The organism is Nocardia miyunensis NBRC 108239, from assembly GCF_001613065.1.
Classification (GTDB): domain Bacteria; phylum Actinomycetota; class Actinomycetes; order Mycobacteriales; family Mycobacteriaceae; genus Nocardia; species Nocardia miyunensis.
In genome coordinates, this window is the sequence record NZ_BDBQ01000092.1 from 59,154 (window position 1) to 71,653 (window position 12,500).

General features: G+C 65.8%; 12 protein-coding genes and 1 pseudogene. 5 read left to right on the top strand and 8 right to left on the bottom strand.

Going from position 1 to position 12,500, the window contains the following annotated elements:
• Positions 1-25: 25 nt before the first annotated feature.
• The 4 genes and pseudogenes from NM2_RS36590 to NM2_RS36605 all read right to left on the bottom strand — a co-directional run bounded on the left by NM2_RS36590 (position 26) and on the right by NM2_RS36605 (position 2,804).
• Positions 26-799: an IclR family transcriptional regulator gene (locus NM2_RS36590; RefSeq protein ID WP_067678986.1), complete on the bottom strand. Its 774-nt coding sequence runs from the start codon at positions 797-799 to the stop codon at positions 26-28.
• A gap of 101 nt (positions 800-900) precedes the next feature.
• Positions 901-1,680 carry a 2-keto-4-pentenoate hydratase gene (locus NM2_RS36595; protein ID WP_067678989.1) on the bottom strand — a complete coding sequence of 260 codons (780 nt, stop codon included), beginning with the start codon at positions 1,678-1,680 and terminating at the stop codon, positions 901-903.
• Positions 1,677-1,937, bottom strand: a pseudogene (locus NM2_RS36600) (4-hydroxy-2-oxovalerate aldolase family protein); the annotation flags it as partial. The gene NM2_RS36595 and the pseudogene NM2_RS36600, both read right to left, overlap by 4 nt.
• A gap of 54 nt (positions 1,938-1,991) precedes the next feature.
• A complete protein-coding gene (locus tag NM2_RS36605) occupies positions 1,992-2,804 on the bottom strand; it encodes a 2-keto-4-pentenoate hydratase (RefSeq protein ID WP_067678995.1) in 813 nt (270 codons plus the stop codon).
• 68 nt (positions 2,805-2,872) lie between these two features.
• Between NM2_RS36605 and NM2_RS36610 the strand changes: the two genes are divergently transcribed.
• A complete protein-coding gene (locus NM2_RS36610; RefSeq protein WP_067678999.1) occupies positions 2,873-3,664 on the top strand; it encodes an IclR family transcriptional regulator in 792 nt (263 codons plus the stop codon).
• Between the two features lie 573 nt (positions 3,665-4,237).
• Here the strand turns inward: NM2_RS36610 and NM2_RS36615 are convergent.
• The gene (locus tag NM2_RS36615; RefSeq protein ID WP_218026058.1) at positions 4,238-4,645 is read right to left on the bottom strand and encodes a helix-turn-helix domain-containing protein; all 408 of its coding nucleotides are present in this window, start codon (positions 4,643-4,645) and stop codon (positions 4,238-4,240) included.
• Between the two features lie 613 nt (positions 4,646-5,258).
• Positions 5,259-5,972 carry a winged helix-turn-helix transcriptional regulator gene (locus NM2_RS36620; protein ID WP_067679005.1) on the bottom strand — a complete coding sequence of 238 codons (714 nt, stop codon included), beginning with the start codon at positions 5,970-5,972 and terminating at the stop codon, positions 5,259-5,261.
• A gap of 77 nt (positions 5,973-6,049) precedes the next feature.
• Here NM2_RS36620 and NM2_RS36625 point away from each other — a divergent pair, with 77 nt between their 5' ends.
• The 4 genes from NM2_RS36625 (at position 6,050) to NM2_RS36640 (ending at position 9,769) form a co-directional block, all read left to right on the top strand.
• Positions 6,050-6,727, top strand: coding sequence for a nuclear transport factor 2 family protein (locus tag NM2_RS36625; RefSeq protein WP_157121574.1), 678 nt, complete (start codon positions 6,050-6,052; stop codon positions 6,725-6,727).
• A complete protein-coding gene (locus tag NM2_RS36630) occupies positions 6,724-7,701 on the top strand; it encodes an NAD(P)H-binding protein (RefSeq protein ID WP_067679011.1) in 978 nt (325 codons plus the stop codon). Before NM2_RS36625 ends, NM2_RS36630 begins: the two co-directional genes overlap by 4 nt.
• A 172-nt stretch (positions 7,702-7,873) precedes the next feature.
• Positions 7,874-8,818 (top strand): nitroreductase/quinone reductase family protein, encoded by a 945-nt coding sequence (locus NM2_RS50420; protein WP_169816305.1) that lies wholly within the window; start codon positions 7,874-7,876, stop codon positions 8,816-8,818.
• A gap of 168 nt (positions 8,819-8,986) precedes the next feature.
• On the top strand, positions 8,987-9,769 hold the full coding sequence (locus tag NM2_RS36640) for an HD domain-containing protein (RefSeq protein ID WP_067679014.1): 783 nt from the start codon (positions 8,987-8,989) through the stop codon (positions 9,767-9,769).
• Positions 9,770-10,565: 796 nt separating this feature from the next.
• On the opposite strand, the gene NM2_RS36650 is transcribed toward NM2_RS36640, so the two are convergent.
• A complete protein-coding gene (locus NM2_RS36650; protein WP_084531945.1) occupies positions 10,566-11,855 on the bottom strand; it encodes an IS256 family transposase in 1,290 nt (429 codons plus the stop codon).
• A 91-nt stretch (positions 11,856-11,946) separates the two neighbouring features.
• Positions 11,947-12,243: a hypothetical protein gene (locus NM2_RS36655; RefSeq protein WP_067679020.1), complete on the bottom strand. Its 297-nt coding sequence runs from the start codon at positions 12,241-12,243 to the stop codon at positions 11,947-11,949.
• Positions 12,244-12,500 lie beyond the last annotated feature (257 nt).

Below are 12,500 nucleotides of genomic sequence, written 5' to 3' on the forward strand. Positions count from 1 at the left end.
CGTTGAACGGGAACGCGCCGCATATTCACTCGCGCAGGCCGACCTGCCGGTCGCGCAGGGCCCGGGAGATGGAGATGGCGGCGGTCCGGACCGCGAGTGCCAGCCGGTCGGGGCGCCCGCCCGCGGTGTGCAGGACGACATCCAGAGCGGCCACGACCTCACCCGAGGCGTCGCGGATGGGTGCGGCCACCGACAGTGAACCGACCGTGAGCTCCTCGTACGCGAACGCGATGCCGGTGCTGCGCACTTCGTCGAGCATGCGGGCGATGCGGCCGGGCTCGACGATGGTGTGCCGGGTGTACCTGGGCAATTCTCCGGCCAGTAGCCGGGCGCGCAGGTCGTCCGGTGCGTAGGCGAGCAGCACCTTGCCGACGCCGGTGGCGTGCAGGGGAAGCCGGCCGCCGCGGCGGGACTTGACCGCGAGCGCGTCCGGGCCGTGAATCTTGTCGAGGTAGAGGGCCTGGGTGTCCTGCCGGACCGCGAGATGCACGTTCTCCTTGGTGCCCTCGTAGAGGTCCTGCATCACGGGAAGGGCGACATCGCGCAGGGACTCGCCGCGCGGTGCGAGCGAGCCGATCTCCCACATTCGCAGGCCGATCCGGTACCCGGCCCCCTCGCATCGTTCGAGCCCGCCCCACTCGACCAGCTCGGTGACCAGCCGGTGCGCGGTCGACAGCGGCAGACCCGTACGCGCGCTGAGCTCGTTGAGGGTCAGCTGCGGCGAACCCGGGCCGAACGCGTCCAGCAGGGCGGTGACCTTGCTGGTCACCGAGCGTCCGTGTGCCTGCCCTTCCGTCATCGTGCTCCTCCGGTCGTCGCAATCATCAAACCACCGTGTCGCACGCCCGAGTCAGCTCCGGCCAGGACCTCGGCAGCGGGAGCGACAGGCCGGGTCCGTGATCATGCGGCGGTGACGAACACCGAGCCGAGGTTGGTGAACTCCGCGCCGATCTGATCGCCGGCGTGCACGAACACCGCATCGGTCAGGCCGCCGGTCAGCACGAGCTGCCCGGCCTCGATCGCCTCGCCGCGTGCTGCCAGCGCATTGGCCGCCAGCGCGAGCGCCTCCGCCGGGTGGCCCTGCACGGCCGCGCCCGTGGCGCTGTCGACGACGCTACCGTTGACGGTGAGCACGCAGGCCTCGAGCGCAAGGTCGAGATCCTTCGGCGACAAGGCCTTCCCGCCGACCACGAAGCGGGCCGAGGACGCGTTGTCCGCCACGACATCCGGCAGCGTGAACTTGAAATCGATGTAGCGGGAATCGATGATCTCGAGTCCGGCATGGACACTCTCGACGGCGTCGAGCGCGGTGGCCGCGGTGATGCCCGGCCCCTCGAGGCGCTTGCCCATCACGAACACGATCTCCGGCTCCACCCGCGGGTGAATGAGCGCGTCGAGCGGGATCGGGACGTCGGCCTCGAGCACGTAGCCGTCGGTGAGCACCGCGGTCAGCGGCGAGGTGATGCCCATCCGTGCCTGCTTGGCGCGGGAGGTGAGGCCCAGCTTGACGCCGATAATCTTCTCGCCCGCCTCGACCTTCTTCTCGATCAGCCGCCGCTGCACCCGATAAGCGGTGTCGAGGTCGAGCTCCGGCCACTCATCGGTGAGCGGGCCGCGGTCGCGCCGTTGCCGCTCCGCCTCGAGCAGTACGGCCGCGGCGGTATCGATGTCCCAGGTCATGCGTTCTCCTTGATGCCGAGCTCGTCCCGTAGCCCGATCGCCACGTCGATGATCATGTCCTCCTGGCCGCCGACGTAACCGCGCTCGCCGACCCGCCTGAGGATCTGGTACGCGGGCACACCGTAGCGCTCGGCCGCCTGTTCGGCGTGCAGCAGGAACGAGTTGTAGACGCCGTAGCGACCCGGCACGATCCCGGCACGATCGGCGACGGGCACCCGCGGAGTGATCGGCGCGAGCACCTCTTCCGCGGCGGCGAGCCTCGACGCCGAGTGTGCGGGCGCGGGCCAGATCGCGGCGGTGGGTCGGGACATTCAGTCCTCCTCGGACGGTGCGGCGAACGTCGCGGTGACGCTGCCGAGCTGGGCGAAGGTGGCGGTGACGGTGTCGCCGGGCGCGACATCGACGGCGGCGGTCAGCGCGCCGGGCAGCACGACCGAACCGGCTTCGAGCCGCACGCCGAGTGCGCCGACGGTATTGGCCAGCCAGACCAGGGCATTGACCGGCGAGCCGAGCACGGCGCCACCCGCGCCGGTCCGCACGATCCGGCCGTTGCGCCGCAACACGACCCCGGTGGTACGCAGGTCCAGACCCGCGAGCGGGACCGGCGTCGTACCGAGGACAACCCCGCCGGACGACGCGTTGTCGGCGATCGTGTCCGGCAGCGTGATCTTCCAATCCGCTATCCGCGAGTCGATGATCTCCAGAGACGCGCCCACGTAAGCGATCGCGCCGAGCGCGTCGGCGACGGTCACACCCGGCCCGGCTAGCGGCTTGCCCAGCACGAAGCCGATCTCCGGCTCGATCCGCGGGCTCAGGAACGTGCCCGCGGTGATCGGCTGCGAGTCCAGGTGGAACATGTCGGCGAACAGGTGGCCGTAGTCGGGGGAATCAACGCCGAGTTGCCGCTGGATCGCCGCGGAGGTCAGCCCGACCTTGTGCCCAGCGATCTTCCGACCCGCCGCAGTCCACTCCGCGACCTGGCGAAGCTGCACGTCGTAGGCGTCCTCGACGGTCAGGCCGGGATGGGTGACGGTCAACGGATCGACCGGCACACCGGATTCGTAGGCCTTCAGCAGCAGGCGGGCGGCATCGGCGCGCTCGCCGGGGCCGAGCTGTGCGCTCACGTGAGATCTCCCTGGGATGGCTGGTCGTCGGTTGACATCCTGCGGCCCTGACCTTCAGAGTTTCTAGCATGTGTGCCATTGAGCGGAACACTCCGCCGTCCATGATCGGGCGGGTGTCGCTGATCTTCGAGGCGTTCGGGCCGGACGACGACGGGCTCGGCATCCGCGAACTCGCCCGCCGGACCGGGTTGGCCGCGTCGACCGTCTCGCGCATCGTCCGGGAGCTCGTCGAGTACAAGTTCCTCGAGCCCGCCGGGCAGGACGTCCGGATCGGATTGCGATTCTTCGAACTGGGCGAGCGGGCCGCCCGACCGCAGCAACTGCGCCGGCTGACCCTGGCCAGCATGTCCGACCTGCGCAGCGCGACCCGGCAGACCGTGCACCTCGCCGTGCTCGACGGGACCGATGTGGTCTACGTGACCAAGCTGCGCAGCCGCACCCCCCCGCCGTTGGGTTCGCGGGTGGGTGGCCGGCTGCCGGCGTACGCCACGGCTGTCGGGAAGGCGCTGCTGGCCTTCGCCGGCAACGAGGCCATCGATCGGGTCGTCGAGACCGGGCTGCGGCCGCTGGGGCCGCGCACGATCACCGATGCGGGGCGCCTGCGCGAGGAACTGGACACCATCCGCGAAACCGGAATCGCTTACGAGGCAGAGGAATCCGGACCTGGTGTCGCCTGCGCGGCCGCGCCGATCGCGTACGGCACCGGCAAGCCGATCGCCGGGTTGTCGATCAGCACGACGTTGGGCGAGGTGGACGTCTCCTCGCTGGGCTCGGCCGTGCGGACCGCGGCGATCGGGCTGGGCCGCCAGGCCGCCTGGATGCCGAGCCTGACCGGGAGCGCCTGGGCGGCGCTGGGGTAGTGCCGGTTCCTCAGGGCACCGGCCAGAGGCTGAAGTCGCCGCGGACCACGCGGGACGGTGTCGTTCCCGCGCTGTCGAGGGCGGCTCCGATGGTGTGCAGATGGTTGAGTCATCTCGATGTGGCAGCCGAGGACGTGGCTGATCGGGGTCGTAGCAGGTCACCGCGGCGGCATCGTGGCCCGGTGTGGCCAGCGCCTCGAGTGCGCGTCCGTCGAGGTCGAATGATCGGATGGCATCCGGATCGTCGGTGAAACCCAGGTAATCCCAGGCCTTTTCACGGCTGGCATCGACGATTACGAATGATCAGACTGCGTCCGAGAATACCGATTCGTCGAAAACGGCCAACGGCGAGTGATTCATCGTGGCCTTGCCCGGATCCAGATCCGCTGGCAACGCGCCGAGCGCGATCAGCGCGACAGGGGGTCGGTCGGTCCCCGTCGTCCTTGCCGGATGTCGAGCACCGCACGTTGCAGAACAGGCTGTCCGGCTTACACGGTGAGGCAGGAGCCATCGTGGCCGCCATAGAACCCTCATCGCTCGAGGAGCAATTCTCTTGTGTCGATGCTGTTGGGTCTATGCGCGTGGTCGTCCGTGGGTGTCACGTGTAGGGATGCCGCGTTGGCGACGTTTGGCCAGCACCGCGGTGTGTTCGACGCCCAGGTGTTGGCCGACGCGGGCGAGGGACCAGCCGAGATGGTACAAGTGGATGGCGTCATCGGTCTGCTCGAGGGACAAGCCCCGGCGGCGCATCGGCACCTCGTGCCGGTGCAGGATCTTGCTGACCGTTCGCCGCTCGATGCCGAACCGGGCACCCAGCTGGTACATCGTCTCTCCACTTTTATATCCGGCGATGAGTTCCTGGACCTGATCGGCGCCGAGTTGGCGGGCCCGGCTGAGTTTGGGTCGACCGGCGGACGGTGGGGCGGGTGTGGTGGGGTCGGGAAGCTTCCGGCGCAGGGATTCCAAGGTGTCTACCTGCATTTTCGTGTTGTAGTAAGCTCCCCCAAGGTCCACCAGGAATTCGTTTTTTATGCTCTGACGTGCTTTTTCAACGCAGAAGCGCCTCTACGCAATAACGTAGACAGGAGCGTTTCAGCTGTGCAGTGACTGTTTTTGTGTTCTATTCCCGCGAGTTTTGTGATTGCTGGGGCTGGTGTTGCATTAGAGGTTCTGGTCACACCTCGTGACCAGTGATGTGGCCATCGGCGAGACAAAGCCGAGAAGAAAACGCTCGGTTGAGTAGCTGACGCTGGCGAGTGGCGCACCCGCGGTACAACGCCCGGCCTCCTGCGACACGCTACGGGCAGCTGACCCCAACCACGAACCGCTGCCACTCGGATAAGTCGACGGTTCATCCCGGTCGAGATCAGCGTCGATCAGTGCATCGTGGTCGATGGAGTATTCATGCCGGATTGGATAAACGTTCTCTGGCGTGTCCGGCGCTCCAGATCCAGATCTCTGAAAGTTTATGCAGATCAGCAGCTTTCGCGGACGCCGTAGCAGATCACGACAGGCGTGGTGGAGCGACTGGCGTCTGCGAGGCGTTGCGTTGTTCGCCTGGCTTCGGCTGGTGTGGCTTCGTGTCGGTGAGTGCTTATCCCTCGGTCGGCGCGGGTTGATGTCCTGGGCCGCTGATTTGGTTGCGATAGCTGTTCAGCTGCGTGTCGAGCAGCGATAGCAGGGTTTGCAGCGCTTCGGGGTTTCCTTCGACCCGGAGTTGTCCGTTGGTGACGGCGGCGGCGATGGTGGTCCGTCCACCGGCGATGGCGGCGACCGTGGCTGCATCGGAGGTCAGTTCGGCGTCGGCAGGGGCCGCGCTCGGGTTCGTGACGGTGGCTTGTCCGGCGGCGATCCGCAGGCGGGCGGTGCTGCCGTCGATGTGGAAGTCGTAGTCGGCGGTCATGCCGGCCAGTGTTGAGGGGTCGAGGCCGTCGGCGAGGAATACCAGCGCCCACTCCGGTCGGTGGCTCTCCTGCGGCGCTCGTTCGTCGCTCATGTAGTGCCGGGCGCCCCACAGTGCCAGCGGGATCACGGCCCGGGCCAATTCGCGGCCGGTAGGGGTGAGTTCGTAGACCACCGACGCGGCGGGCGGGTCGCCGAGCCTGCGCCGGGCGATACCGTCGGTTTCGAGCTGACGGACCCTCGTGGCGAGCAGGCTGGTGCCGATGCCGTCGAGCGCCGCGGTGAGGTCGGAGTACCGCTTCGGGCCCGACATCAGCTCCCGCACGATCAGCAGCGTCCATCGCTCACCAACCACGTCCAGCGCATGCGCCAGGCCGCAGAACTGTTCATACGTTCGTCGCGCCACTCCCCGACCGTATCAGGCGAAGAGAAAACCGAATCGTAGTACTAAATCTTATCTTTACTTCTATTTCTTATGTTACCGTGTCTCCGGATGACCTGAACGGACCGTCATTCAACTTCGAATTGGCTGGCGCGCTGCGGCTTTCAGGTCCGGGGCGCAGGCGCCACTGTCGAGAGGGAGTACGAATGTCTGCATCAACACACGACGACACGACGATCGAGGATGGCGCGGTCATTGATGGGACCGCGTTCGCAGCGGAGGCACAGCGGTTGACCAACCTCGCAGCGGCCGAGGAGTGGCTAGCCCTGTACCACACTGACGCGGTGGTCGACTGGATCGTCGACGGCGCCCGCGAACACCATGACGGCCTCGCCGCGATCCGGCCTGCTGCGACGCTGATGGCCGACCTCTGGCGCAAGCATCGGTTCAGCGTGCGCAAGCACCTGCAGTGCGCCACCGACAACTGCGTGGTCCTCAGCTTCGACGGAACCTTCGATGGCCGAGGCACCGTGGTCGGTACCGAGATCTGGACCTTCCGGGACGGCCTGGTGATCCACCACCGGATGTCTGTGCATCTGAACGTGCGGCCCCGCTCATCTCGGTGGGCCCAGTTCCGTGTACTGCTCGCCGCTCCCCGCCTCGGCGTCAGCGCTTTACGCCTGGAACGTAAACGGGCAAGGACACAAGAGGATTCGGGCGACACGATCGCGACGTCACCGCCACGCAATCGACCGGCGGGAAAGGACGTTCGGAAATGAAGGCTCTCATCGTCGGCGCGAGCGGATACAACGGCGGCAACGTGGCCCGCCGGTTGGCGGGCCACGGTCATCTCATCCGTGGCCTGGCCCGCGACCCGAACAGAGCAATACCGGAGTTACACGAGGTGGTAACCGGCGATGTCGTCGCGGGGACCGGGCTCGACGAAGCCCTAGCCGATATCGATGTCGCGTTCTACTTCGTGCACGCCCTGGACGCGACCGACAACCGCACCGATCACCACGACATCACCGCCGCGCACCGATTCGTCGAGGCAGCCCGGCGAACCGGTCTCCCACGCGGCGTCTTCTTCACCACTCTGGCCCCGCCCGAGGGAATCGCGCCGCCGAGGTATCAACGCAACCGGCTCCTGGTGGAGCAGATCTTGCGCGACGGCCTACCGGGCATGACAATGCTGCGGGCGGGCATCGTGGCCGACACCGGTTCCCGGGGACTGCTGCCGTATCTCCGCCTGGTACAACGGTTTCCGATCATCCCGCTCGGTCCGTGGCGGTCGAACCGGGTCGCGGTCATCGACCCCGACACCATCACCGAGGCGATCATCGCGGCGGGCACCCGTGCAGATCTCGCCGGTCGAGTCCTCGACGCTCCGGCCAGTGCCGAACCCACCCACGAACAGCTCATCCGCGCGATCGCCGCACGGCTCGGCCGCCGACGCTTGATCGTGCCGAGCCCGCTGACCACACCCCGCCTCGACGCAGCGCTCGCCTCTGCGGCGACGGGCCAGACCTACGCATTCTGCCGATACCTGGGCAGCGCCAACGAACACGACTACACGGTCGATCCACACCGGGCCGCACCCCTCGCCGACCTCACACCCCGTCACTTCCACGAAGTCCTCGACGACGTCGCGACCGCCGACCACTCGCTGCCCCACAGCCTGCCCGCGAAAACCGCTCCACAAGCACAATCCCGAGCCCGGACCACATACCCGCACCGAAAACAGCAGTCGTGACCGCGCCCGCTCCTACCCCCACATCGCTCGATGTGGTCGCCCGAAAAACGCTGTCCAGCAATCAACACCACCACTACACCGAAATGGGAATGGGGCAAGCATGTCCGCCATCCGGACAGTCGCCACCAGCGACATCGACGACACCGGCATTGCGACCAGCACACCGAACGTGATGGCGATCGGCCGGATGGCCCTGGCGGTGATGTCTCTGGCAGCACCACATCGGTTCGCCGGACTCGTCGGCGTAGCTGGTCCGCCGGAGCTCACCTACATGACGAGAATCTACGGTGCCCGCGCGATGGTCATGGGATTGGGATATCTCACCGGAGACGCACGAGAACGCCACCGCTGGAAGCGGTTCGCGTTGGCCGTCGACATCGCCGACACACTCACCGGCATCGCCCATCTCCTACGAAACGACGTGCCGCCACGCGCGGCTGCCGCGATGGTCGCTCTGACCGGCTCCTACACCGTGCTCGGCGCCATCGAAGTGGTATCCGAGCACCCCAGCGGCATGAAGATCATGACGCCGCTCGCCAGACGGCACGTTCGAAGACGATCTTCGGCAGCTCAGCCAACACGGCGCGAACCCAGATATGTCGATCCCTACCGACCTCGAGGCCGGCTCTACCGCGGCTACGCCGGGTTCATCGGCTCGGAACCGGTACGACGTGTCATGCCGCACCTGTTCTGGAAGCTCGACGCGCATGTAACGGCCGCGACCGGAGGGCGTTTCGGGCTCCCACTGATGCTCCCGACCGCTCTCCTTGAGACCCGAGGCGCCAAAACCGGCGCGCCGCGACAAAACCTCGTGCTGTACTTCCACGACGGCCAACAGGTGATCGTCATCGCCCTCAACGGCGCACGACCTAACAACCCGGCCTGGTACTACAACTTGCAGCAGAACCCCGACGTCCGGTTCGGTGGTCGACCGATGCGCGCATCGGTGGTTCACGACGACACCGAGCGAGAGCGGTTGTGGCACCTCGGAAGTGCCGTGTTCGCGCCCTACGCCAAGTTCCGCCGAATCGCCGCAGCAACCGGACGAGACATCCCCGTCATACGACTGACACCGGCAGGGACATCGTCACGCGCCGAGATCACACCAGATTTGTAGAAATCGAAACCCCTCCCACCACAACAGCTTCGGCCACACCAGCACTGCCCAGCATTGCGTGGACATACCAGCGACTGCGCGGCCGATGCTACGACCGGCGAGGCAATGCCATATCACCGCTTCACGGGCTCAACCAGCTTCCCACCAGCGAAAGGCCTACATCGCCCCATGAACAGGCGACCACAACCGCAAGCCCGGCTCGATCTGAGCCGAACAGAAAAGTTCGCATTCGCTCGACACGCAGCGCTCAGCCAGCTCCGCGAAATACCCGGCAGCCTCAGCGCCGCACTGGGATTCACCGGCCACGACAGCGCACTGGAGGCTCACACCAACCCTCCGGACGGCAGCTGTGCACGACGCGCCGAGGAATTCGCGAACGAAACCTACGGGCCCGAACTTCTCCACCACTGTCTGCGATGCTGGTACTTCGGCGACCTGTTCGCTCAACGCGAGCACCGCAGCTACGATCCCGAATTGCTCTACGTCGCATGCCTTCTGCACGACATCGCACTCACCGACCGCTACCGCCCCACACCCACCGATGCCCCATGCTTCGCCGTTCACGGCGCCAACATCGCCACCCGAACGCTGCAAACCTGGGGCGCCGACACCGACTTTCGCGACACCGTGGAAGAAGCCATCGCCGCACACCTCGACGTCACCGTACCCCCCGAAAACGGTATCGAAGCCTACCTCCTGCACGCAGCAGCACGACTGGACGTCGTCGGCGCCCGAGTCTCCGAACTACCCAGACACCAACTCCGCCAAGTGAATAACCTCCACCCTCGAACAAAATTCGCGCCGACACTCTCTCGCACACTCAGCCGAGAAGCCCGCGAACGCCCCGATTCACGCATAGCAGTGCTCTGGAAAATAGGCATGAGGATCCCCCTCACCCTCAACCCGGTCGCCGCATCGCGACCAGGACCCAGCTGGTCCCGATATCGGTGATCGGCCGCGGCAATGTCAACCCGCAGCTCGAAACGGCAGTTGGAGCGACTACCGGTGATCGGCCGTGAACGCGAACGAACCCCGAACCCCATAACAGCGGGTTCGGGGTGCGAGTCCCTTATGACGCATTCGCGTCGACTTCGGATAGCCGAATCCCGCGTCAGTCGTCAACGTTCCCCATGAAAACCGCTCGTCGTCAACGGCCCCATCCTTATGGTGCCCCGCCGAGAGCACCGACCTGCGGCAACGGCATCCACAGTCGGTGTAGGTGCTGCTCCGGTTTATGCCCGCGGCCGTCCATGGACATCACGCGTGGGGACCCCACGTTCACGAATCTTGGCCAGCACGGTCGTATGGGCGACTCCCAAATGCTGCCCCACCCGAACAAGAGACCAACCCAACTTGTACAAATGAACCGCTTCATCGATCTGCTCCGGCGACAACCCCCGACGACGCATCGACACCCCGTGCCGATGCAGGATCCCGCTGACCGTCCGCCGCTCGATACCGAACCGGGCACCCAACTGATACACCGTCTCCCCACCCTCATATCCCGCGATAAGGTCCTGAACCTCATCGGTGCCCAATTGGCGGGCCCGGCCAGGTTTGGGCCGACCGGCGGGCGACGGGCCAGACGTGGCGGGGTCAGGAAGCTTCCGACGCAGGACTTCCAGGGCTTCTACCTGCGGTTTCGGGTTATAGTAAGCTCCCCCAAGGTCCACCAAATTAGTATCAATCCGAACCGGGTTCATCAGGGGGGACTGTCTAGATAACGGTGTAACTGGTGTTGTTGGGGTTATTTCCGTGTTGCAGTGAGGCGGCCGTCGAAGGCGATGTCGAAGGCGTTCAGTGCGGCTTTCCAACGGGTGACCCAGCGTTTCTGTCCGGTCCCGGTGGGGTCCAGGCTCATGATCGCCAGATAGACGCATTTGAGTGCGGCCTGCTCGTTCGGGAAGTGCCCGCGGGCTCGCACCGCCCGGCGGATACGGGCGTTGACCGACTCGATCGCGTTGGTCGAGCAGATCACTCGCCGGATCTCGGTGTCGAACGCCAGGAACGGCACGAATTCCGGCCATGAGGTTTCCCAGAGCTTGGTGATGGCAGGATATTTCGTGTCCCAAGCCTCGGTGAACTCGCAGAATCGTTCCAGTGCAGCCGATTCCGTCGGTGCGGTGTAGACCGGTTTGAGTGCCTTGGCGATCGCGTCCCAGTGCTGGCGGGCCGCATACCGGAACGAGGCCCGCAGCAAGTGCACGACGCAGGTCTGCACTACCGCGGCCGGCCAGACCTGCCCGATCGCCTCGGGCAGGCCCTTGAGCCCGTCACAGACGAGCATGCACACATCGGCGACGCCACGGTTCTTGAGCTCGGTGAGGATCTGGAGCCAGAACTTCGCGCCCTCACCACCATCACCGGCCCACAACCCCAGAATCTCGCGGGTGCCTTCGACAGTCACCGCCAATGCCACGTAGATCGGCCGGTTGGCGACCTTGCCGTCGCGGATCTTCACGTGAATCGCGTCCAGGAAGATCACCGGATACACACTGTCCAGGGGACGGTTCTGCCATTCGGCCATTCCGTCCATCACCTTGTCGGTGATCACCGAGATCGTCTGCTTGGACACTTCGGCGCCATACACTTCACGCAGATGCGCGCAGATCTCGCCATGCGTAAGGCCCTTGGCCGACAGCGACAGCACCATGTTCTCCACCCCCTCGAGACGGCGCTGGCGCTTGCGCACGATCTGCGGTTCGAAGCTCGAATCCCGATCACGCGGGACGTCGATCTCGACAGGGCCCACATCGGTGACGATCGTCTTGGAGCGAGTCCCGTTGCGGGAGTTCCCCGTTCCGCGTCCGGCGGGATCGCTGTGGTCGTAGCCGAGGTGATCGGTGATCTCGCCGTCCAGCGCGGACTCGACCACCATCTTGGTCAGCTGCGCCAGCAGCCCACCCTCACCGGAGAGCTGCAACCCGCTCGCACGGGCCTGGGCCACCAACTGGCCCACCAGATCAGCATCCACAGGCGATGTCTCCGCGTTCTTACGCTTGGCCACCGCAGCAGTATCGACCACATCGGCCGCCATCACATCAGACATCAAGTGCTACTCCTAGTTTGGAGTTACACCGTTGTTCTTACAGTCCCCATCAGGGCGCTGGCCAGCGGTTTTACGCCGGTCAGGGCCCCGCTGGCGTTTGGGCGGTGTGTGGCGGGGCGGGTTGGGGGATTCGGAAGACCGGGACGATGGTGTCGGGTCCGGTGATCTTGATTTCGGCGACCACGGTTTCGATGAGCGCTTTGCGGGTTTGATCGCTGCCGGTGGTGATGAGTGTGGTGATGTGGTCGGCGATATCGGTCAGGGTGGCGGGGGTGGGCAGGGTTGGGGCGTTGTCGATGGTGGCGATGAGTTCGTCTCGGCGGGCGGTGAGTTGTCGGATGGTGTCGCGCAGTGTGGTGATTCGGGAGCTGACCATTTCGGGGTCCAGGGTGCCGTTCTCGAACGCGGTGAGGTAGCGGTCGATCTTGGTGTTGTGTCGGTGATCTTGGCTCGGACGGTGGCGAGTTCGTCTTGCTGGGTGGCGTGTCCGGCGCGGTGTTGGCGTTGGGCTTCGGTGACGGCGGCGGCGATGAGTGCGTGGTTGTCGCGGTAGAACGTTGCCAGGCTTCCGAGCACGGCGGTGTCGGCGGAAACTCATGGGCAACTCGGACAGCACAGTTCTCGACGGTCCCG

What these genes read in the sequence shown, in the direction of transcription:
- NM2_RS36650 (WP_084531945.1), bottom strand. Translation starts at nt 11,855, where the DNA reads ATGGCGGCCGATGTGGTCGATACTGCTGCGGTGGCCAAGCGTAAGAAC.
- NM2_RS50420 (WP_169816305.1), top strand. Translation starts at nt 7,874, where the DNA reads ATGGCGATCGGCCGGATGGCCCTGGCGGTGATGTCTCTGGCAGCACCA.
- NM2_RS36655 (WP_067679020.1), bottom strand. Translation starts at nt 12,243, where the DNA reads ATGGTCAGCTCCCGAATCACCACACTGCGCGACACCATCCGACAACTC.
- NM2_RS36590 (WP_067678986.1), bottom strand. Translation starts at nt 799, where the DNA reads ATGACGGAAGGGCAGGCACACGGACGCTCGGTGACCAGCAAGGTCACC.
- NM2_RS36640 (WP_067679014.1), top strand. Translation starts at nt 8,987, where the DNA reads ATGAACAGGCGACCACAACCGCAAGCCCGGCTCGATCTGAGCCGAACA.
- NM2_RS36630 (WP_067679011.1), top strand. Translation starts at nt 6,724, where the DNA reads ATGAAGGCTCTCATCGTCGGCGCGAGCGGATACAACGGCGGCAACGTG.
- NM2_RS36615 (WP_218026058.1), bottom strand. Translation starts at nt 4,645, where the DNA reads ATGCAGGTAGACACCTTGGAATCCCTGCGCCGGAAGCTTCCCGACCCC.
- NM2_RS36610 (WP_067678999.1), top strand. Translation starts at nt 2,873, where the DNA reads ATGTGTGCCATTGAGCGGAACACTCCGCCGTCCATGATCGGGCGGGTG.
- NM2_RS36595 (WP_067678989.1), bottom strand. Translation starts at nt 1,680, where the DNA reads ATGACCTGGGACATCGATACCGCCGCGGCCGTACTGCTCGAGGCGGAG.